The sequence below is a fragment of the Bacillus sp. IT-79MI2 genome, assembly GCF_949768135.1.
GTDB classification, from domain to species: Bacteria; Bacillota; Bacilli; order Bacillales; family Bacillaceae_G; genus Bacillus_A; species Bacillus_A pseudomycoides.
In genome coordinates this window covers 121806-141728 of sequence record NZ_CATKPV010000139.1, presented here as the reverse complement: position 1 = coordinate 141728, position 19923 = coordinate 121806, and the positions used below count along the sequence as shown (strand labels likewise).

The window sequence follows — 19923 nt, the reverse complement described above, 5'->3', positions numbered from 1 at the left end:
ACATGGTGAAAATAAGAAATAGTGTACCAAAGGGGGATAAGACTTTAGATATAACGCTCACACAAGATGGTTGGACTCCGATGAAAGAACCTAAAAATTTTGTCAACGCTCTTTTGCTGTCTGTTCCTTTTATGATTATAAATGCACTCATTTCGATAGGGATGATCAATATTTTTTCCGATATATCTTTACGTGAGTTTGGATTAACAACAGAGGGGGTATTCATAACCATCGACTTAGTATCCCTACTTTTCATTATTTTTCTTGTAATCCTTCACGAGTTAATTCATTTAATCTTTATCCCTAATTTCATTAAATCAGAAAAAACATGGATTGGACTCACTTTCTTTGGAGGATTTGTTGCAACAGAAGAAGAGATTTCAAAACCAAGATTTGTGCTTATTACAATCGCCCCTTTTTTTATCATTTCAATCCTAACACCGCTTCTATTAAGTGTTTTCGGTGCATTGACAACAACTTTAAAATGGTTAATACTGTTGAACTCAATGGCATCATCAGTAGATATGCTTACACTCCTACTAATACTAAAACAAGTACCTCCAAATGGTATTTTAAGAAATAACGGATCGAAGACATACTGGAAATGCACAAAAGTTAAAGCGCAAACACTTGAAATATAATGACACAAAAAACTTTTACGAGACTATATATATTATTTTCTGTTTAACTTCCGATACCGATAATTATGAAGAGCCTTGCTACAATCTAGTGTGTGGTAAGGCTCTTTAAAGTTGTTTAATTTCTATACATTTAAAGGTATTTGTACTCAAAAATCATTAATAAAGTTGTTTAATTCTTATTGAAATAAAGCACCTGTTTGTTTAAGTGAATCACATTTATAATGTCAAATATAATATCAGTTTATATATTCACCCAAGATAAATTGTAATTTGTTAATCGATATGTTTGTGTAACCACTGTTCAAATATCTTTAACTGTTCTTCAGTATGAAAGTAATGTTCACCTGTTTCCATGACTTCTAATTCACAACGATGTTTTTTTGTAAAATAGTTAATAGTTTCAAATTCGCACAGTTCATCCTTGGCTCCATACATAATATATGTATCTGTATTCCATGTATTAATAGGATGTTCTTTTACATAGCATAAATAATCCCAATATAACTTTTGACCAACAGGTGTTTCTATAGTCATTTCTTTTTGCAAAAGCTCTGGTGTTACATTAAACCATTTCATCATATTTTCGATAATTCGTTCCATGTTAACTACTGGTGATAAAAATAATGCCTTTTCTAACACATCATTTTGATAGGCTAAAAGGCTAAAATAAGCTCCCATACTACATGCAAACACGCTTACTTCTTTCCAATGTTCTTTTGCGTAATTCATAACTATAGATAATTCACTAACACAAAACTGTACTTTGCAAGGAGTATTATCATTTTTTCTTTCTCCATGCTCAGGTAAATCAAAGCTTAATACTTGATAACCTTTTTGATTGGCTTCTTCAGCTAATATTTCAATAACTGCATCTTCCTTATTTGACATACTTCCATGTACTGCAATAAAAATTTTTTCACTCTTATCTCCCCATAAAACCGTGGGAATATTACTAATTTTAAAATTATCTTTAAGCATATTTCCTCCAAAGGATAAGACATATAGGACTTGGCAAAAAACCGCACACACTTTATAATCCTCTACTCAGTTTTAAACAAATCAAACTATTCCTAATTTATCACAAATGAATTATAATATCTCTCTACCCCTGTATAACAGAGTCTACTTTGTATTTAAAACCTTTCTTTTTTCCATTTCTTCAGAAGCTACAAATTCTTATTTGTGAAATGAAAATAAAGTTATTTAATTTTAAAAGCTCAAACAAGCATACCCCGTTCTAATTTAGGACGGGGTTAAAAATAAAGTTGTTTAATTTACAATAAAGTCATTTGAAAAATAATAAAGGCATTTAAAAATGTTAGTCATACTATTCATCAAACGAGCCATTTAATGGAGGAACTCCTTTAAAGAAACTTGAACCTCAATAGTGTCATTCTACGCTCTCAAGAGATTCTTTAAGGAATTGAAATTCAAACTTGGTAGCTTCTAATATATCTTTAATATATTTTTCCTGATTTTCAACTCCCGTTACTAGATCTAGTTTATTAAAAAAGATTATCCAGTTTAAATTCTTCTTTGTTTCGAATCTGTATTTTCCTTCTATATCTTTGTTAGGGTAAATTTCGAAATAAACTCTCTCAGCCTTATTTAGGTTCCAATAAAAATGTTTGTAAATATAAGGAAGCCGAGCATCAAGCATACTCTTGTTTTTTTGTTTGGATAATGTTCTATTTAGAGACGCTAAATAGTCATTGATATTTTTAATAATTGCTTTTTCATCTTTTTCGCTACTTAGAATCCCAAATTCAATTTTCGTCATTTAGTAGTCCCCTTATTAATAAGTTATTTTCACTAATATTAACATTTTTATGAAAATAACTTAAACGAAAAGAAGTTGCTATAAAAGTACAATCCTTACTTAAGTATAGGGAGCGATTGTTCAATAAAATTTAGATTTTCAAACGACTTTATTGTTATATTTTTTAGGATAGTGAAGTATCTTAAATTAAAAATTAAACAACTTTATTATCTGTATACATTATTTTGATTCCTTATTGAGCTAATCTACTCCGTTAGTGGAAGAAGGATTTTTAAACAATTATATTATTTTTCAAATGACTTTATTGTAAATTAAACAACTTTATTATCTCTGCACACATATTAGAAGCATATAATATTATATCCTTTGACTCTATTTTATCCTATAATAATACTTTTTTGGTGTAATTTAGATAATAAGAGAGAAAAAGAGAATAGGAGGGATGGCGTTTTCTATTTCAGATGAAATGAATCTATTCTCTCAAGAACTTCAAAATTACTTATCTTCACTTTCTATTCAACAAATAGCTAAAAAAGTTGGTTTCATTCAACGTACAAGTAAATAAAATCGATTCTTTTAGTTTACTGTAAATGTGTGTCTATCAGATGCTTTCTATTAAACTTTAATTCAAGGAAGCATATTGATAAGATTAGGTAAAAATGAAGAATCCCCCATGCTTCGGTTAAGAAACAAGGGGGGACTCTTCATTTTTTAATTGATAAACCATATACAAGCGTTTCGCTAGGAGTCGTAATACTAAAACCTGTCATTTTATAATCAAGCTTTAATGTATTTCCTATATAGTCTTTTGTAAAATCATCCATTTGAATAATAAGTTGCTCATCTTCATAAGCGATTTCATTTGGATTATACTCATCGAAAATTAAATCCACATCAACAAATATACTACAAGAATTTGTCATTGTACCTCTAATACGTATGATGTTTTTGTTATTTGCGTTTGATTTATGTAATACGGCTTTTGCTTCATCCGTTACGCGAATGTTCATGGAATCCCAACCTTTGTTTATATTTCTCATTCTATTATTGCAAAAACATAAGAAATAGGGAAGTAAAGGGCCTCAATGAATGATAAGCGTATGGGGATTACGATTTGAAAAGTAAGGATGGAACTGTAAATGTTTGTGTTAAGCATAACTCGTCATCACTTATTTTTTCAACTTCTTGATACTTTATCTCATTCTTTTGATAGAATTTTTTCCAAAAGTTCACCGCTGTTTTATTGTTTTTTAATTGCATTACATAATAAGTTCCTTTGTGCTGTTTTAACAGTTCTAAAATTGCTTGATCTGCTATCTTTTTTCCGTGGTACGCTTTTAATAAAAAAAGATCATTAATACAGAAATCTGTTTCAGGTGCTGTGAATGGTGATTTCGCGAATAGGAGAAACCCGACATATTTTTCTTCATATTTAATAAAGTAAGGAGAAAGCTCATCTCGGTTACAAATAAGTTCAAAAGCATCAAATTCAAAAAATCCATTTTCATTCGGATGAAGGGTAGGGGAGAATTCGGATAAATCATGTAAATATAGAGCATAAAAATTTTTAAACATCTCCATTTGTTCCGTGGAAACAGTTTCTAAGATAATATTCATTTTAATACCGCTTTTTGTAGAAATAACTCTTTCGTAATGTGAAAATAAAGCATACCTTCATACTCTTTGAGTGTCTCTTCTAAGTTTTGTACAGTTTCTTTAAATTGAAATCCAAGCTTTTCTAATACATGAATAGATTTTTGGTTTTCTGGAAAGACAGAAGCGATGATCATTTCCAGTCCAATTACCGAGAACCCATATTGTAAAAGAGCAGACGTTGCTTCGGTAGCATAACCTTTTCCCCATATATCACGAGAGAGTGCGTAATATAGTTCAGTTGAAGTTGGTTCGAAATCCGATGGTCCTAATCCGCAATAGCCAATTAATTTTTGAGAAGATTTTTCTATAATAGAAAGATTAAACTTAGCGATATGGTTTTTGGAATTTTTTTTATTCATTTCGATGCTCCAGTGGATAATATCTTCTATTTCTTTAAGTGAATAAATGGGCTCTGGAATATAGAAGTTTACTTCAGGTTGTTTTTGTAATTCGTATAAGGCGGATGCATCGTGGATCCTATAAGGTCGTATATGTAATCTTTCTGTTTCAATTTGAGAATTTACAAACATGTCACACCTTCTTTATGTTGAATTTCTTACATCTAATACATCATTCGACATAAAATAAACATATCCTTTGAATGTAAAGAGTCATTCTAATAAAAAAATCAGCAAACATGAGTGTGTTTGCTGATTTTTTATCACCTTATAGTTCACATTTATCAAGAGGAATTACTTTTGTTTTCTTTGTAAATTTATATCCTAACCACATCACAAGGAAGAGAGGTAAGCCGATATAGGAAACAAGTACACCATTCCAATCGATAGACTCGCCTATAAATGCTCCGTAATTTTGTCCTAAAATGACAATGACACAAAGTGCAAATGCGAAGATTGGACCAAATGGGAACCATTTTGCTTTATACGGTAAATCATTTAAATCTTTTCCCTGTGCAATATATGCTTTTCGGAAACGATAATGACTAATAGCAATTCCGACCCATGCAATAAATCCGGACATTCCAGATGCATTTAATAACCAAATATATACAACACCGTCGCCAAATAAGGAAGCTAGGAAAGCGGCACAGCCAACTACTGAAGTTGCGATTAACGCGTTAACAGGTACGCCGCGGCTATTTAATTTACCTAAAAATTTCGGTGCTTTTCCTTGTCTTGCTAAATCCCAAAGCATACGAGCTGATGCGTACATACCTGAGTTACCAGCAGATAAAACTGCAGTTAAAATAACTGCGTTCATAACAGAAGCGGCAAATGCAACGCCTGCTTTTTCAAATACAAGTGTAAATGGACTTACTGTTACATCGCTAGCTGCAAGACTTTCAGTTGTATACGGAATTAATAAACCGATAACAAGAATTGCAAAGATGTAGAATAATAGAATACGCCAAAAGATTGAGCGAATTGCTTTTGGAATGCTACGCTCTGGATCGGCAGTTTCACCAGCAGCTACACCTAATAATTCAGTTCCTTGGAATGAAAAACCAGCAGCCATAAATACACCGATAATTGCCATAATACCACCGTTAAATGGTGCGTCTGCAACAGTAAAGTTTTTAAATCCAACAGGTTCGCCACCCATAATACCAAAAATCATCATAAATCCAACGATTAAAAAGATAATAACAGTAGCTACTTTAATAAGTGCGAACCAATATTCCGCTTCACCAAACCCTTTAACAGATAAGTAATTTAAAAGAAACATAATGACTAAACAAAGGCCACTCCAAATAAGGGAAGGTGTATTTGGGAACCAAAACTTCATAATTAATGTTACGGCTGCAAGTTCAGCGGCAATGGTAATTGCCCAGTTATACCAATAATTCCAGCCGAGTGCAAATCCAAGTGATGGATCGACAAATTTTGTCGCGTATGTGCTAAAAGATCCAGTGACAGGCATGTAAGCTGCTAATTCGGCTAAGCTTGTCATTAAAAAGTAAACCATAATTCCGATTGCCGCATATGCGACGAGAGCTCCGCCAGGCCCTGCTGTGTGAATGACACCACCGCTGGCAAGAAAGAGTCCGGTACCAATTGTACCGCCAAGAGAAATCATTGTAAGGTGACGAGATTTTAACCCGCGTCTTAATTCACCTTGTCCTTGTGTAGATTGAGTTTTAGAGGTAGCTTGATTCGTTGCGCTATTCATGTTCAACACTCCTTTTCTTGCAAGATTAGGAAGGAACGGGGAGAAAAATACAAAAAACCGCCAAAGGAATTTGGCGGAACGTTTCACAAATAACCACCCCATCATACCCTTCCGTTAAGATAGCACCCCACGTTTACACGGTACTTTGTAAACGTGACAGTTCTGTTCCTATTCGGAGACAGCCCCAGCTCGTACTTCCAGAGAAGAAATACAAACTTCGGCAGCATTTCCTTTCAAACGGAGTCGTTGACATTCTCTGTGTCTAAGCCGTTCTACTAATAAAAGCCGCAACCTCTACCTCATCGGATTGATGAGGATTTATTTATTGCTGTGATTTTTAATATATGGCAATTGTAATTAGTTTCTGAAAATATTGCAAGGAATTTTTGTAGGAAAATATCAAAAAAATCGGTTATTGTATAGGAAACGTTTTCGAAATTCCACCCGAACCTACTTGATATGTAAAAAATGAAGAAAAAATTGTTATACAAATGTTTCGCAAAAAGATATGGAAAATCCTCTAAAATTAAAAGAAAATTCAGAAAAAAATAAATTCGACACTGATTATAAGCAAAATAAAGTGTGCTAAAGAGATTAAAAAAGGTAAGCAAACTTATCATTTGCTTACCGTAGTATTTCACACCACTTTATAATTATTTCTGTTTTAAGGCAAAACCCGTTTTTGTCCAGTCGTATATCCAACGTTCTGTTTTGTAAGCTGGGAGTGATTTCTAACCGAAATGAAAAGTGCAATGATAACGACAAGACCCACTGCAATATAGGAAAGGTTAATAATTGTTGGATCCACTTTAAATGATGTAAGCAGTGTCCGGATATTTGTAAAAATAATCAGTCCACCAACGAGTACACCAAGTAAATGTGAAGGTACAATTCGTACTAACCATGCAGCAATTGGAGCGGCGATAATGCCGCCGAGCATAAGAGCAAATACCCAAAACCAGCTTACTTGTTCCCAGCCTAATGAAATGAAAAATCCAATAGTTGCAGCTAATGAGACAGGAAACTCACTCGTATCAACGGAACCAATGACTTTTCTTGCTTCATTTCCACGTGCGAGAAGTACTGGTGTAGTGATAGGTCCCCAGCCACCTCCACCAGTTGAATCAACAAATCCCGCAAACAATCCGAGTGGTATAAGTTGCTTACTAGACATACGTTTATTTGATTGGACAATTTGTTTTTGAATAATAAATCGTAATAAAATATAGACACCTAAAGTAAATAAAAAGATAGAAATGTACGGTTTAATTAAATCACCCGGTAAATTGCTTAAAAAACAAGCACCAACAAAAGCACCAATTGCACCTGGTAATGTTAGTCTGGAAACAGTGTATTTATCAACGTTTCCAAATCGAATATGAGATACGCCAGAAGCTGCAGTGGTAACAACTTCAGCTAAATGAACGGATGCGGAAGCGATAGCAGGTGCAATTCCAAACATTAATAATAATGAGGAAGACGTTACTCCGTAAGCCATTCCAAGTGCCCCATCAATCAGTTGAGCAAAAAAACCAATAATAGCAAAGACAATTAATTTTTGCATATAAAATCCCCCTGTAATAATAAATAAAAAGGCTCTTTTCTCGAGTGAGAAAAGAGCCTTTGGTTTTTCCAATCAGCTTAACGTTAATTTTTTTATTATTATAATGCATATTAATCTCATAAATCAACTAGGTTTTAAAAGTTTTTTAAATTGATTGAAATAACGGAATAGTTATATAATAAAAGGATGTAAATAAAGGGAGGGGAAAATTATGTTAGCATTTGATCATCTCGTTCATACCGTTAGGTGCACACCAAAGGAAGCAGAAAAGCGAATGGAGGAGCTTGGATTTCATACGGTACAGGGCGGAGAACATACAAACTGGGGGACATGGAATAGTTTATGTTATTTTGACTTATCTTATATTGAATTTTTAGCAGTGCAACATGAAGATACAGCGAAACAAGCGGATAATCCACTTGTTCAGGAAACTGTAGAGAAATTACGAGATAGAGAAGGAATGCTGCAAATTGCTCTTCGTACAGATCATATTGAAGAACTTGCGGTAAGGTTCATGGAAGAAGGGTTACAAGTTAAGGGGCCGTTTGAAGGAAAACGAATGAGAAATGACGGTCATCTTATCGAATGGAAAATGTTATTTGTGGAACAGGAAGATAGTGGACCGAAATTACCTTTCTTTATACAGTGGGAAGAATCTGATGAGAGTAGGAGATTCGATTTACAAGAAGTGGGCGTCATTGTCCCGCATAGCAACGAGGTAAAAGAAATTCAGACAATATACTATGCTGTGAAAAATGTACATGAAACCGTAGAAAGATGGAAGAAGATACTCGAAGTACAAGTAAGCCTTTCCGAAGTTCATAAAGAATGGAATGCGATTTGTCAAAGTGTATTGTTTGAAAATATAAATATTCAATTTTGTGAACCGATTGGTGAGGGCTTTGTACAAGAACAGTTAGTAAAACATGGAGAATATCCTTTTGCCGTTGAATTTCAAGGGACGAATAAGCAGAAGAACAAAACACATGTGTTAGGTAGCTCATACATATATTAATCGGGGGAATCAATGTGAATGAAGTGTTAATGGAATTAGAAAAACAATTAGATTGGCCTCGTATCGTAAAATGTACGGCTATTCCAAAAGGCTTTTCGCTTGATCAAAAGTATAAAATTGAACTAGCAAATAATGAACGTTATTTTATAAAAGTGTGTGATATTTCAAATCGTGAACGTAAGCTCGAAGAATATGAATATATGAGCCGTTTTGAATTATTAGAGGTACCAATGCCAAAACTGTTTTATTTCATAGATCTCGTTAAATTAAATCAATGTGTACAAGTATTTGAATGGATTGAAGGAGAAGACGGGAAAGACATACTTGGTAAATTGACTGAGAAGGAGCAATATTTAGCTGGAAAACGGGCGGGAGAAGCATTAAAGACAATTCATACAGTGAAGAAAAAGAATGTAGAAGAATCTTGGGGAACAGCTCGATGGAATAAATATGAGAGATATTTGCAAGCATTAGAAGAATATAAGACTGATTTTATTGATCTGAAATCGGTGTTACTCTTTGTAGAAAATCATAAAAATTTATTACAAGGTCGTCCTATCGTATTTTTACATGACGATTTTCACCCAGCGAATCTTATGCTTCATCATAAAGAATTTCGTGCTGTCATTGACTTTGCTAGATTTGATTTTGGAGATCCCATTCATGATTTTTATAAGATGGCTTTATTTACAACTGATATAAGTGTACCATTTGCAGTCGGGCAAGTTCACGGGTATTGTGATGGTGAGCCGCCACTTCATTTTTGGAAATTATATGCATTGTATGCAGCGATGATATTTCCAGCGGATATTGTATGGACAAATCGAATTACGCCTAACTTAGTAGATGAAATGAAAATGAGGTTAAGAAGAATCTTAGAAGAACATAATAATTTTACTTCCTATATTCCAAATTGGTATAAATCTGCTAATAAAGATATAATGAATGTAGAATAATGGAGGTGTACATGTGGATAAAATAGCGGTTATTTCAGATATTCATGGTAATATTCCTGCTTTAGAAGCTGTTCTTGAAGATATCAAATTAAGAGGGATAGAACGTATTATGTGCTTAGGAGATTTGGTAGGGAAAGGGCCACATTCTAGTGAAGCGATTGAGGTCATTCGGAAAGAGTGTAAGCATGTTGTAATGGGAAATTGGGATGATTTTATTACAAGACCTAGTGAATTTGAGACTTTACAATGGCATCAAAAACAATTATCAGAAGAACAATTGAATTATTTAAGGGAATTACCATTTTCAATTGAGTTCATAATGAGTGGGAAATTAATTAGAATGTTCCATGCATCACCTAGAAGCTTATATGAAAGAGTTCAGCCGGGAGCTCCGAGCGAACAACGTATAAGTTTATTTGAAAATAGTGATCTTACAGAAAATATTGAAGGTGAACGAGAGCCTGATGTTGTTTGCTACGGAGATATTCATCAAGCTTATGTGCAAAATTTTAGAGGGAAAACATTATGTAATGTCGGGAGCGTAGGTAATCCGCTTGAGATTACACAAGCTTCTTATTTGATTTTTGAAGGTGTATATGGCCAAAAAGAGGCAGCAAGTTTCTCAATTCAACTTGTTCGCGTTCCTTATGATATAGAGCTTGCGATCCGATTGGCTAGAGAAGAAGAAATGCCTGAGATTGATGCGTACATACAAGAATTGACGACAGCTAAGTATCGGGGATTAAAGTAGAATTAGACAAAATATATTCGATAAATCAGTATACAGTTCTGGATAAATACTTGAAAATATTAAATATAGGGGAGATTCAAAAATGATTATTTCGAATATTTAAAACAGGAAGTCGGATGAATGATAGGGAGAGGAATTATAACTTCTAAATAGAGAGAATTAAAGGCTAGTAGCTAGATTTTTCATTACGAATTGGAGAAATCCTTAAATGTTTATATCAATAAGTATTTGTAATGCTAATTTTTCATATTATGGATACTGAATATGAAATTATTTCTTTAAATACTGTTCTTAAAAATAAAGGGATTGAATCTTCCTTATTAAGAAAAGGAAAAGAAATAGTGAAATCATTGGATACAATGGTTTTGCTCTAAATAGACAGGGTTAGAAATCCTAAGGTTAGGTCGACAGCTAATGTCTGTATTCAAAAGGTGTATAGTAACTCTAATCAATTATGAAATATTCTAAAAGCTAAAAATTAACGAGGGAATAGAGATGAAAATACAATTAAAGGCGGATTTAATGTTACTAATGGTTGCATTTTTTTGGGGTGCATCCATCTTACTTACAAAAGTTGGCCTCAATTACATGCAAGAATATAATTTAATATCATTACGTTTTATTATTGCTTTTCTTTTGTCGGGTATAGTGTTTTATAAGCATTTAAACAAAATTGATTTTAGAACTATTAAATATGCTTTTATATTAGCTGCTATCTTGTTTATCGTTTATATTTTTGCGACTTTTGGTACAAAGTATACATCGGTTTCTAATGCTGGTTTTTTAATGAGTCTTACAGTGATATTTATTCCAGTATTATCATCTATCTTTTTAAAACAAAGACCTGAAAAAAAAGTTATATTGGGAGTTGTTTTAACAATAGTAGGGATAGGATTATTAACATTAAATAGCCAATTAAAAATAGGTTATGGCGATATATTATGTATTCTATGTGCTCTATTTTATGCAGTCCATATCATCATTACTGGAACAATAACTAAGAAGGTTAATTCAATTAGCCTTGGAGTTTTACAACTTGGTTTTGTCGGTCTATTTAGTATTATTTTCTCAATGTTTATGGAAAATCCTAAACTTCCTAGTACTGTTGAATCATGGTTTTCGATCTTAGTATTAAGCATATTTTGTACAGGAATGGCTTTCATTGTTCAAATCATTGCACAGAAATATACGAGTCCTACACATACAGGTCTTATTTTTTCATTAGAACCTGTGTTTTCAGCAGGCTTTGCTTTCTTTTTCACAGGTGAAACTCTCACAGTTAAAGGTTATTTAGGTGCAACTCTTATATTATTAAGTGTAGTAATCGCTGAACTAGATTTTAAAAGTTTATTAAAAACAAATTATAGAAAAAATATAGGATAGATGTTTTTTAGAATACGTTCAAGTTGAGAATATTCATTTATATCATTTTAGCTTATATAAATCAGATTTACTTTTGATAAGTAGTTTTATGCTAATAGTTAGTGTTTGTAGCAAATATGATATAATTTTTATAGCAATAAAAATCAACGATAAGATTTCTCAATATTCCGCAAATATCTAACTGAGGTAGACTATTTTTGAAAAAATGTGCTTATGAATTTTTAAAAATAAAAACTTTAAGTAAATAATATTTGATTATAGTAACCAAAAGGTGTTTTCACGTCTAGAAAGCACCTTTTCAGTCCACAGTTATTTGTTATAGTTTCATACTTGTTTTCATAGTATAAAGCATTTTTCATGGAGCATTAATGCTCCATGAAAAGTGTTTTTTTATTTTTGACAAAATTCGATAGCGGTATGTAAACGAGAAATTCCGTCCTCTATTTGATTGATATTTACTTTCCCATACGATAACCGAATATAGCCATCTTTTGCTCCAAAAATACTGCCAGGCATAAAGGCTACTTGCTGTTTTAAACTTTGTATTATAAGCTGTTTTTCGTTAATAGGCTCCTTTAATTTTCCCCATATGTAAATCCCACCATTAGGATTTGAAAAAGAAATCTTATCTTGAAGATAATAATCTAGGGCATCGACAATGACATCTCTTTTTTGTGCTAACTGATTGCGTAATTGTGTTATATGCGTATCAAATGGAACAGTTTCAAAAAATTGCTGCATGAGCCATTGAGGAAATATACTCAGTCCTAATTCCATTTGATGCCGTGCATCTGATAACCGTTCTACTACTGACTGTGGAGCAACAAGCCAACCGATACGAAGGCCAGGTGCAATCATTTTGGATAGTGAATGCACATAGATGACGGTTCCATTTTCATCAATGGATTTTAAAGTAGGGCAAGGCTGTTTATTTTCTAATGTTAATAAACTAGATGGATCATCCTCAACGATTGGAATACGTAGGTCTGCGCATAACGATAAAAGTTTTTTTCTTCGATTTGGATGAAGCATCGTACCTGTTGGGTTTTGGAAATTTGGATTTAAAAAAATCATTTTAATTCGGTGCTTTCGATATAGTTCATGCACATCTTCAGGATTCACTCCATGTTCATCAACAGGTAACGGGAAAATACGAATCCCCGCTGATTGGAAGAGGGGCAATGAGTAACAATGTGAGGGGCTTTCAAATGCTACCGCATCACCTGGGTTTAATAAGCATTGAACGATAAGATGAAGCGCTTGTTGGGCCCCAGAAGTAATCATAATCGATTGTTCTGTTGCTTCAATTTTTAGATAATCTCTCATATATTTCGCTGCCGTTTGTCTTAATGGTAGATAGCCTTGTGGATGATCATAGCTAAGTGATTGCGTTAAAGGTTGCTCACGTAAAATATTTTGTAACTGTTCATGAGGAAACAGGTTACAACCAAGCTCTCCATTTGCGAAATCAATTATATTTTCATTTTGCTGGACTTGCTCTCGAATATGTCGAAGTAGTGGTAAATTCGGTAAAAAAGTACCACCTTCTACGAATCCTCTCCAGTTCGGTGTTAATGTTGGAGAAACGCCCCACATATGTGTACTTACACGTGTACCTCTTCCAGTTGTGCTGTCCACAATTCCCATAGCACGCAGTTCATTATAAGCAGTTGTAACAGTACTTCGGTTTACATTTAGTTGGATTGCTAGTTTTCGTTCCGAAGGGAGAAAACTACCAGGAGGAAGCTCTCCATACATAATACGTCTTTCAATAAAATCAACAACTTGTTGATAAATCGGAATCTTGCTGTCATTATCTAACTTCCATTCCATGTATAACGTCCCCTTATTCTTTATCTAGTTTCATTATAACAAATTGGCTGGGTGAAAAAACAGCCAATTGGACGGTGTGGTATCCAGCCAATTTTACTATGCTAAGATAGTGGAAGGGGAGATTCGGATGAAACGATGGCAAATGGAATGGCTCCTAATAGCAGTTGCTTTAGTATGGGGAGCGAATTATACAATTGGAAAATATGGAGTGGCGTATATGTCATCCATTCAATTTAATAGTTTACGATTTTTAGTTGCATCTCCGGTATTATTATTGATTACATTTTTTATGGAACGATCGCTACGAATTGAGAGAAAAGATTGGTTAAGGTTACTAGTCGTAGGTATAGTTGGCACTACACTTTATCAAACATTATTTATGTTATCTGTAAAATATACATCAGCAACAAATGCGTCACTATTAATTGCGATGTCACCTATTTTTACAGGGATTTTAGCAGTGTTACACAAACAAGAACGTTTTTCGATGAAGATTCAAATTGGTTCTTTATTATCCTTTAGTGGGGCAGCACTTGTTTTATTAACAGGGCATACGAATCAATCTACATATGAGTATGCTTGGCTTGGAAATCTAATTGGATTAGTTGCTGCGATTGCTTGGGGTTGGTATCCAATTCTTGCACAGCCACTTATTACAAAATATTCGGCAATGCGAGTAACTTCTTGGTCTACATTAATTGGTATTGTGCCACTTGTCGTATATTGTTTATGTAACGTAAGTACACTGACATGGCCAACAGATACATTAAGCTGGGGATCATTAGGTTATTCGATTGTATTTGCAACGGTCTTTGGACTAGCGATGTGGTACGTTGGTATTAGCAAAATCGGTTCAACAAAAGTAATGGTATATATGTATCTTGTCCCATTGTTTGCTGTCATTTTTGCCGCAGTAATAATTGGAGAAAGAATAAATACGATGCAATTAGTCGGCGGATTCGTTATCTTTATCGGTTTATATGTTGTGAAAAAAGGAGCTGTAAAAAAGCCAGCTCTCAATTTGAAAAAAGTAAGTTAATGTTAAAATGACCTCTTTCTGTAGAAAGGGGCCGTTTTCATTTTAGGAATGACAAGGCTTGTTTCACTGCCCACTGCTGATGTTCGTGCATAAGTAGATTTTGGGTATTTATTGTTTTAGTAGAAACGGTTATTAAAATTTATGAGAAAATGAAGTGAGAGGATACAGAGGAATAATTTTCAATTCCCCCAAAACGCATTGATTATGTAAGAGGTGTTTTGGGGTGAGCGTGCAAAATGAAAATACATAATAATGCAATGAAAATGTGCAGAGATGATTGCATAAAAAAAGGTTTGTCAAGGCGACTAAACCAATGATAATGATGCTCTAATCAAAATGTTTCATTCCTTTTGTACTAAATTAAATTTAAAAAGTCATATAAATGAAACAACACCATTTTAGTTATAGATGGTGTTGTTTATGTTTGTTTAAGCAATTATTCATTACAAAATGAAAATGATTGTTTACATTTTGTTGGTAATCATTTACAATGGTGATAGAAAATGAGGAAAGGGAAATTGTGATGCTTGAAAACAGAGTTAGAGAATTACGGGCACGATTTAGGTGGACTCAGCAAGACTTGGCCGATGCAGTTGGAGTGACAAGGCAGACAATCGGATTAATTGAAAAAGGTGATTATTCTCCATCTGTCACTATGGCGTTAAAAATAGCTGCTGCGTTTCATGTTACTGTAGAAGATGTTTTTTATTTAAAAGGAGAGGAATGATTATGATGAAACATATTTTGAAATCTCCGCTTATAGGCGCGAGTTTATTTGTATTAATCATTGCATTTTTACTGTTTTCTCTTATGAACACACAGGTCGTTCTGGCTAGACTGTGTTTTGGGATTTTGGTAATGTTTACTTTTTTGTGGTTCATTCTTACAAAGCTTTATAATCGAAGGAATTCTGATGATAAGATTAGACTATTTGGATTTACACCGTCCGAATTTCGTGAAATAGATGAAGGTCAACAATGGGTAACCTATAAGGCTTGCAGGAATGTATATATGTACTATAGCTTTGCACTTCCAGTAACGGCGGGAGTTTGCTTCCTCTTTTCTCATAATATTCTTGTTCCGTTTATGTGTATTGGTGTACTGGGTGTAGGTCAATACATTGTCTATTGGTTAACTACCATTCGTGTTTTAAATCGCATTTAATCTGAACAAAAAAGGAGGGGAAACAGGTATGTTGGAGTGGGCTCAAAATGCAGGTGAATTATGGCAATATGTAGTTTTATTTTTATTAGCTTTTGCGCCATGGATGGATGTGTCTATCGTTGTACCACTCGGTATCGCATGGGGATTACAACCATTTGCAGTAGGACTTACGGCGTTTGCAGGGAATCTTATCTTGGTTCTATTACTAGGCTTCTTCTTTAAGCAGTATGCAAAATGGCAAACAGCAAGAAGGTTAAAAAAAGGTATAACAACACCTTCTAAAAAGGAAACTAGATCAAGACGAATATGGGAACGATATGGTATTCCAGGTTTGGCACTGCTAGCTCCAATTCTTGTAGGAACTGATATTGCAGCCGTATTAGCTTTAACATTTGGATATAACCGGACACACGTCATTAGTTGGATGACGGTCAGTCTAGCAGTATGGACACTTATTTTTGTAGTTGCTTCGATGTATGGATTTAGCTTTTTAAATATTATTTAGTTTAATAGGAAGAGTTTATCCCGCATTAACGGACAGTAACACTCCTACCTCAAAATTCAGCGAAGGCAAAGAAGTTAGGTGGGAGATGAACTGTCCGTAAAAGCCCGATTCGTTCAACTAATAATCAGTGGGGGATGAAGAAAACCCCCACTGATTAAAGTTTCACTTTATGTAATATAAAATCGTTCACTCTTGTACAGAAGTGACTTTTGGTGACAAAAATAATAGAGCGCATAAGATTGCGCTCATATACACTAAGTTATTCCGTATAAACGTTGATTGTTACAGAAGTGACATATGTTTATTTTATCTTATATTAACAGGTCACTTCTATATATTTTTGATAGATCGAACTGGCCACTACTGTATCTAAAAAAGCTACCCCAACAGATTTAAATAAAGTAATTTCATCAGAGTTTGTTCGTCCTTGTTTATGTCCTAAAATAATATCGCCAAGCTCACTGTATACATTTGAAAAATCCCATTCGTTTTTTTCACTCGCAATCAAGAAATCTCCAGCTTCGTGCTGAACTCCTTCTAGTGTATCTACAATAATTTTATCGCTACGCTGTAATGTTGTGAAATCGAGTTCTTGCATATGAGGTTGATAAGACCCAATTCCATTAATATGAGTACCGGGTTTTAAGTGTTTTCCATCAAACACAGGAGTAGTTGAAGTTGTACTACAAATAATAATATCTGCTTCCATAACAGCATCATCAGCTGATTCTATAATCTCAATTGTTCCGTTCCAATTTGGATACAAGGAGAGTAAATGATTTTTAAATTCAAAAGCTTTTTGTATTGTCCGATTAACGAGAAGAATACGAGTTAGAGAACGAACTTCCATAACAGCTTGTATTTGTCCAAGTGCTTGAGCACCACAGCCGATGACAACGCAGACGCTAGAATCTTGACGAGCGAAATGTTTTGTTGCAATACCGCTCATCGCTCCCGTACGAAGTGTTGTTAAATAGGAAGCTTCAATTGTTGCGACATGCTCACCAGTATTCGTTTCTGTTAAAACAATCAAGCTTTGTAGTGCTTTTTTTCCTTTTTGAGTATTTTTAGGGAAGATACTAACGATTTTTGTAGATGCAAATTCGATTGGGGCTACATAAGAAGGCATATAAAGAGAGTTTGCATCTTCTTGAGAGTGTTGTATATTCAGCCTTACTGGTGTTGTAATTTCGTTGTTCATATAATACTGGAATGCCTTTCCTACATCTTGTAAGCAGTCTTTCATTTTATAAATATCTTTTACCATTTCTTCTGTAATATGAATCATTTAGATCATCCTCCTTTTTAATAGAAGAGGGGGAGTTGAAAATCCCCCGATTGACTTAGGCTTGTACATCTTGATTTTGTATATTCTCTGCGATCTGCTTCGTTGAAACGGCAGCGATCGCAATTAAAGAAATACAGCAAGTTAGTACAATATATAAAGCTACTGGAATCCAAGAATTGTTATAAATATTCATGGTCATGAAAGATATAGCAGCAGTTCCCAGTAACATTCCAATTGTAACACCCGTTTGAGGAATACTACCAAAAAATCCTTTTCTTTCCTTCGGTGCATATTCTACAGCTAATAACAATGCACCGCCCCATTCTCCACCAATTCCTAATCCTTGGATAATTCTTAGTAATATTAAAAGAATAGGAGCTAGTATACCGATAGTTTCATATGAAGGAAGCAAACCAATGCATACTGTCGCCCCTCCCATGAGAGATAGTGTTAACACAAGTGTCTTTTTCCTTCCAATTTTGTCACCAATATGACTGAAAATAATGCCTCCAAGTGGACGGATAAAAAATGGAATACCAAAAGAAAGATAAGAAAGCATAAGTGCGACAAGGGGATCTTGGTTTACAAAAAACAATTTGTTAAATACAAGTGCGGCGGCAGTTCCGTATAAGAAGAAATCAAACCATTCGATAGAACTACCAATTAAACTAGCGATGAGTGCTTTTCTTTGGACAGAACTTTGTTGTTGCATAAATTCACCTCTTTTAATTTATTTTTCTAACTATTATGAATATTTTATATAAAAATGATTTTTATGTCAAAATTTGAAGATGGAAGGAAGTAATACAATAAGTAGCAAATATTATAAAGAGTTGCTTTTTATTAGGATGTTACGGTTCTATGTATAGAAAATAGTAGAATGAGAGGGAGAAAAATGAAAGTTAGAAACATACAAGTGGAAGATTATGTCGCAATTCATGCTGTAATTAACGAATGGTGGGACGGGAGAAATATGGCGGATATGCTGCCAAAGTTATTCTTCGTTCATTTTCAAGAAACGAGTTTTGTCATTGAAGAGGATGGAGAGATGTTAGGGTTTTTATGTGGATTCTTATCGCAAACATATGCCGATGAAGCATACGTTCATTTTATTGGAGTGAATCCAAAGTATCGAAGAAAAGGTATAGCTTCTGCGCTCTACAGCTATTTTTTCGATGCAGCTCGCGCAAATGACCGTCACATTGTAAAAGCGGTAACCTCTCCAGTAAATAAAAAATCAATTCAATTTCATCAGGATATTGGATTTGAAATTGAAACAGGTGATGGAGAAGTGAATGGGGTATCGGTACATTTAAATTATGATGGGAATGGGGGGAGTAGGGTATTGTTTATGAAGAGGCTATAAATAACGATAAACTATGTTAAGGAGGGGTATTATGAAAACTTTCATTTACATGGTGAGACATGGTGAATCACCAAAAATAGAAGAAAATGAAAGAACAAGAGGCTTAACTGAAAAAGGGGAATTAGATACTTATCGAATAACTGATATATTACAAGGGAAGGGTATTGATGTTTTTGTTTCAAGCCCATACCATCGATCCATCCTAACGATTCAGGGATTAGCTAAACATTTAGGGCAAGAAGTTATAGTATTTGAAGACTTGAAAGAGAGAATTTTTTCTGCTGAAGACAAGCGAATATCTGATAAGGAATTATTGCCTTTGTTACAGAAGTCGTTTTCTGATCCAAACTTTGCTTTAAAGGGAGGGGAGTCTAATGCAGTTTGTCAGAAACGAGCTATAAAAGTTTTCAAAGAATTATTAAAGACTTATCGAGGGCAAAAAATAGTATTAGGCACTCATGGAGCTGTTATGACTTTGATGATGGGGTATTATGACAGTCAGTACGATTTGAATTTTTTACTACATACATCAAAACCAGATATATACAGAATGGAATTCAATGGTGAGGAATTGGAGGAGGTTAAAAGATTGTGGAAATAAAGTGAAACTTAAAGGTCTCCCCTTACCAAGGGGAGACCTTTAAGTTTAATTGCCCTTGATAAAATGGCATGCTGTTTAATTAAAGGTGGAGACTATTATGTTGAGCAATTTTCACCTGAAATACTTGGAACATACAAAAATGAAGTTGAGCAAGTATTAAATGATTATTATTAAAAAGATGGTGTTCCTCGTGTGAAAATGAAAGTAGTTAGAATAGTGGAGAACAAAGTAGAAATATTTGAATAAAAGAT

At 33.9% G+C, this 19923-nt stretch carries 22 protein-coding genes, 1 pseudogene and 1 riboswitch; of the genes and pseudogenes, 13 read left to right on the top strand and 10 right to left on the bottom strand.

The features are described 5' to 3' along the window. Positions 1-2: 2 nt before the first annotated feature. Positions 3-641, top strand: a complete 639-nt coding sequence (locus tag ACM6HU_RS28175) for a DUF3267 domain-containing protein (RefSeq protein ID WP_077294048.1) — start codon at positions 3-5, stop codon at positions 639-641. A gap of 273 nt (positions 642-914) precedes the next feature. Here ACM6HU_RS28175 and ACM6HU_RS28170 read toward each other — a convergent pair whose 3' ends face one another. Together ACM6HU_RS28170 and ACM6HU_RS28165 are read right to left on the bottom strand one after the other, a co-directional pair. Continuing rightward, positions 915-1619, bottom strand: coding sequence for an alpha/beta hydrolase (locus tag ACM6HU_RS28170; protein WP_033671245.1), 705 nt, complete (start codon positions 1617-1619; stop codon positions 915-917). A gap of 412 nt (positions 1620-2031) precedes the next feature. After that, positions 2032-2421: a hypothetical protein gene (locus ACM6HU_RS28165; protein WP_414848566.1), complete on the bottom strand. Its 390-nt coding sequence runs from the start codon at positions 2419-2421 to the stop codon at positions 2032-2034. Between the two features lie 442 nt (positions 2422-2863). Between ACM6HU_RS28165 and ACM6HU_RS28160 the strand changes: the two genes are divergently transcribed. Further along, entirely contained in the window at positions 2864-2986 is a 123-nt protein-coding gene (locus ACM6HU_RS28160) for a hypothetical protein (protein WP_016115302.1), read from the top strand. Between the two features lie 139 nt (positions 2987-3125). Here ACM6HU_RS28160 and ACM6HU_RS28155 read toward each other — a convergent pair whose 3' ends face one another. The 5 genes from ACM6HU_RS28155 to ACM6HU_RS28135 form a co-directional block, all read right to left on the bottom strand. Beyond that, the gene (locus ACM6HU_RS28155; RefSeq protein ID WP_016115301.1) at positions 3126-3431 is read right to left on the bottom strand and encodes an iron-sulfur cluster biosynthesis family protein; all 306 of its coding nucleotides are present in this window, start codon (positions 3429-3431) and stop codon (positions 3126-3128) included. 97 nt (positions 3432-3528) lie between these two features. Then, on the bottom strand, positions 3529-4038 hold the full coding sequence (locus ACM6HU_RS28150; RefSeq protein WP_414848565.1) for a GNAT family N-acetyltransferase: 510 nt from the start codon (positions 4036-4038) through the stop codon (positions 3529-3531). Next, entirely contained in the window at positions 4035-4607 is a 573-nt protein-coding gene (locus tag ACM6HU_RS28145; protein ID WP_414848564.1) for a GNAT family N-acetyltransferase, read from the bottom strand. Before ACM6HU_RS28145 ends, ACM6HU_RS28150 begins: the two co-directional genes overlap by 4 nt. Before the next feature lie 136 nt (positions 4608-4743). Further along, on the bottom strand, positions 4744-6207 hold the full coding sequence (locus tag ACM6HU_RS28140) for an amino acid permease (protein ID WP_016115297.1): 1464 nt from the start codon (positions 6205-6207) through the stop codon (positions 4744-4746). A gap of 112 nt (positions 6208-6319) precedes the next feature. Further along, a riboswitch (Lysine riboswitch) is annotated at positions 6320-6512 on the bottom strand. 359 nt (positions 6513-6871) lie between these two features. Further along, positions 6872-7771, bottom strand: coding sequence for a sulfite exporter TauE/SafE family protein (locus tag ACM6HU_RS28135; protein WP_016115296.1), 900 nt, complete (start codon positions 7769-7771; stop codon positions 6872-6874). A gap of 211 nt (positions 7772-7982) precedes the next feature. Here ACM6HU_RS28135 and ACM6HU_RS28130 point away from each other — a divergent pair, with 211 nt between their 5' ends. From ACM6HU_RS28130 to ACM6HU_RS28115, 4 genes are all read left to right on the top strand, one after another. Further along, positions 7983-8786: a VOC family protein gene (locus tag ACM6HU_RS28130; protein WP_016115295.1), complete on the top strand. Its 804-nt coding sequence runs from the start codon at positions 7983-7985 to the stop codon at positions 8784-8786. 14 nt (positions 8787-8800) lie between these two features. Then, complete coding sequence (locus ACM6HU_RS28125) at positions 8801-9742, top strand: aminoglycoside phosphotransferase family protein (RefSeq protein ID WP_016115294.1); 942 nt, start codon at positions 8801-8803, stop codon at positions 9740-9742. 13 nt (positions 9743-9755) lie between these two features. Further along, on the top strand, positions 9756-10493 hold the full coding sequence (locus tag ACM6HU_RS28120; protein WP_016115293.1) for a metallophosphoesterase family protein: 738 nt from the start codon (positions 9756-9758) through the stop codon (positions 10491-10493). A 495-nt stretch (positions 10494-10988) separates the two neighbouring features. After that, a complete protein-coding gene (locus ACM6HU_RS28115) occupies positions 10989-11876 on the top strand; it encodes a DMT family transporter (RefSeq protein WP_016115292.1) in 888 nt (295 codons plus the stop codon). 390 nt (positions 11877-12266) lie between these two features. On the opposite strand, the gene ACM6HU_RS28110 is transcribed toward ACM6HU_RS28115, so the two are convergent. Next, positions 12267-13709, bottom strand: a complete 1443-nt coding sequence (locus tag ACM6HU_RS28110; RefSeq protein WP_016115291.1) for a PLP-dependent aminotransferase family protein — start codon at positions 13707-13709, stop codon at positions 12267-12269. A gap of 127 nt (positions 13710-13836) precedes the next feature. On the opposite strand from ACM6HU_RS28110, the gene ACM6HU_RS28105 reads away from it, so the two are divergent. The 5 genes from ACM6HU_RS28105 (at position 13837) to ACM6HU_RS28085 (ending at position 16417) form a co-directional block, all read left to right on the top strand. After that, the gene (locus ACM6HU_RS28105) at positions 13837-14748 is read left to right on the top strand and encodes a DMT family transporter (RefSeq protein WP_016115290.1); all 912 of its coding nucleotides are present in this window, start codon (positions 13837-13839) and stop codon (positions 14746-14748) included. Between the two features lie 89 nt (positions 14749-14837). Then, positions 14838-14906 (top strand): DUF3980 domain-containing protein, encoded by a 69-nt coding sequence (locus tag ACM6HU_RS28100; protein WP_139350021.1) that lies wholly within the window; start codon positions 14838-14840, stop codon positions 14904-14906. A 362-nt stretch (positions 14907-15268) separates the two neighbouring features. Next, the gene (locus ACM6HU_RS28095) at positions 15269-15475 is read left to right on the top strand and encodes a helix-turn-helix transcriptional regulator (protein ID WP_033671254.1); all 207 of its coding nucleotides are present in this window, start codon (positions 15269-15271) and stop codon (positions 15473-15475) included. Between the two features lie 2 nt (positions 15476-15477). After that, entirely contained in the window at positions 15478-15912 is a 435-nt protein-coding gene (locus ACM6HU_RS28090; protein ID WP_016115288.1) for a hypothetical protein, read from the top strand. A 28-nt stretch (positions 15913-15940) separates the two neighbouring features. Next, the gene (locus tag ACM6HU_RS28085; protein WP_414848563.1) at positions 15941-16417 is read left to right on the top strand and encodes a small multi-drug export protein; all 477 of its coding nucleotides are present in this window, start codon (positions 15941-15943) and stop codon (positions 16415-16417) included. A gap of 316 nt (positions 16418-16733) precedes the next feature. Here ACM6HU_RS28085 and ACM6HU_RS28080 read toward each other — a convergent pair whose 3' ends face one another. Further along, the gene (locus tag ACM6HU_RS28080; RefSeq protein ID WP_414848562.1) at positions 16734-17705 is read right to left on the bottom strand and encodes an ornithine cyclodeaminase family protein; all 972 of its coding nucleotides are present in this window, start codon (positions 17703-17705) and stop codon (positions 16734-16736) included. A 142-nt stretch (positions 17706-17847) separates the two neighbouring features. After that, positions 17848-18417: pseudogene (locus ACM6HU_RS28075) on the bottom strand (MFS transporter); the annotation flags it as partial. 183 nt (positions 18418-18600) lie between these two features. Between ACM6HU_RS28075 and ACM6HU_RS28070 the strand changes: the two are divergent. Then, a complete protein-coding gene (locus ACM6HU_RS28070) occupies positions 18601-19071 on the top strand; it encodes a GNAT family N-acetyltransferase (RefSeq protein WP_016115284.1) in 471 nt (156 codons plus the stop codon). Positions 19072-19102: 31 nt separating this feature from the next. Continuing rightward, positions 19103-19672, top strand: a complete 570-nt coding sequence (locus ACM6HU_RS28065; RefSeq protein ID WP_016115283.1) for a histidine phosphatase family protein — start codon at positions 19103-19105, stop codon at positions 19670-19672. Positions 19673-19923 lie beyond the last annotated feature (251 nt).

Excerpts from the sequence above, each read along its gene's own strand:
- ACM6HU_RS28175 (WP_077294048.1), top strand. The coding sequence starts at position 3 with ATGGTGAAAATAAGAAATAGTGTACCAAAGGGGGATAAGACTTTAGAT.
- ACM6HU_RS28170 (WP_033671245.1), bottom strand. The coding sequence starts at position 1,619 with ATGCTTAAAGATAATTTTAAAATTAGTAATATTCCCACGGTTTTATGG.
- ACM6HU_RS28165 (WP_414848566.1), bottom strand. The coding sequence starts at position 2,421 with ATGACGAAAATTGAATTTGGGATTCTAAGTAGCGAAAAAGATGAAAAA.
- ACM6HU_RS28160 (WP_016115302.1), top strand. The coding sequence starts at position 2,864 with ATGGCGTTTTCTATTTCAGATGAAATGAATCTATTCTCTCAAGAACTT.
- ACM6HU_RS28155 (WP_016115301.1), bottom strand. The coding sequence starts at position 3,431 with ATGAACATTCGCGTAACGGATGAAGCAAAAGCCGTATTACATAAATCA.
- ACM6HU_RS28150 (WP_414848565.1), bottom strand. The coding sequence starts at position 4,038 with ATGAATATTATCTTAGAAACTGTTTCCACGGAACAAATGGAGATGTTT.
- ACM6HU_RS28145 (WP_414848564.1), bottom strand. The coding sequence starts at position 4,607 with ATGTTTGTAAATTCTCAAATTGAAACAGAAAGATTACATATACGACCT.
- ACM6HU_RS28140 (WP_016115297.1), bottom strand. The coding sequence starts at position 6,207 with ATGAATAGCGCAACGAATCAAGCTACCTCTAAAACTCAATCTACACAA.
- ACM6HU_RS28135 (WP_016115296.1), bottom strand. The coding sequence starts at position 7,771 with ATGCAAAAATTAATTGTCTTTGCTATTATTGGTTTTTTTGCTCAACTG.
- ACM6HU_RS28130 (WP_016115295.1), top strand. The coding sequence starts at position 7,983 with ATGTTAGCATTTGATCATCTCGTTCATACCGTTAGGTGCACACCAAAG.
- ACM6HU_RS28115 (WP_016115292.1), top strand. The coding sequence starts at position 10,989 with ATGAAAATACAATTAAAGGCGGATTTAATGTTACTAATGGTTGCATTT.
- ACM6HU_RS28110 (WP_016115291.1), bottom strand. The coding sequence starts at position 13,709 with ATGGAATGGAAGTTAGATAATGACAGCAAGATTCCGATTTATCAACAA.
- ACM6HU_RS28105 (WP_016115290.1), top strand. The coding sequence starts at position 13,837 with ATGAAACGATGGCAAATGGAATGGCTCCTAATAGCAGTTGCTTTAGTA.
- ACM6HU_RS28090 (WP_016115288.1), top strand. The coding sequence starts at position 15,478 with ATGATGAAACATATTTTGAAATCTCCGCTTATAGGCGCGAGTTTATTT.
- ACM6HU_RS28085 (WP_414848563.1), top strand. The coding sequence starts at position 15,941 with ATGTTGGAGTGGGCTCAAAATGCAGGTGAATTATGGCAATATGTAGTT.
- ACM6HU_RS28080 (WP_414848562.1), bottom strand. The coding sequence starts at position 17,705 with ATGATTCATATTACAGAAGAAATGGTAAAAGATATTTATAAAATGAAA.
- ACM6HU_RS28070 (WP_016115284.1), top strand. The coding sequence starts at position 18,601 with ATGAAAGTTAGAAACATACAAGTGGAAGATTATGTCGCAATTCATGCT.
- ACM6HU_RS28065 (WP_016115283.1), top strand. The coding sequence starts at position 19,103 with ATGAAAACTTTCATTTACATGGTGAGACATGGTGAATCACCAAAAATA.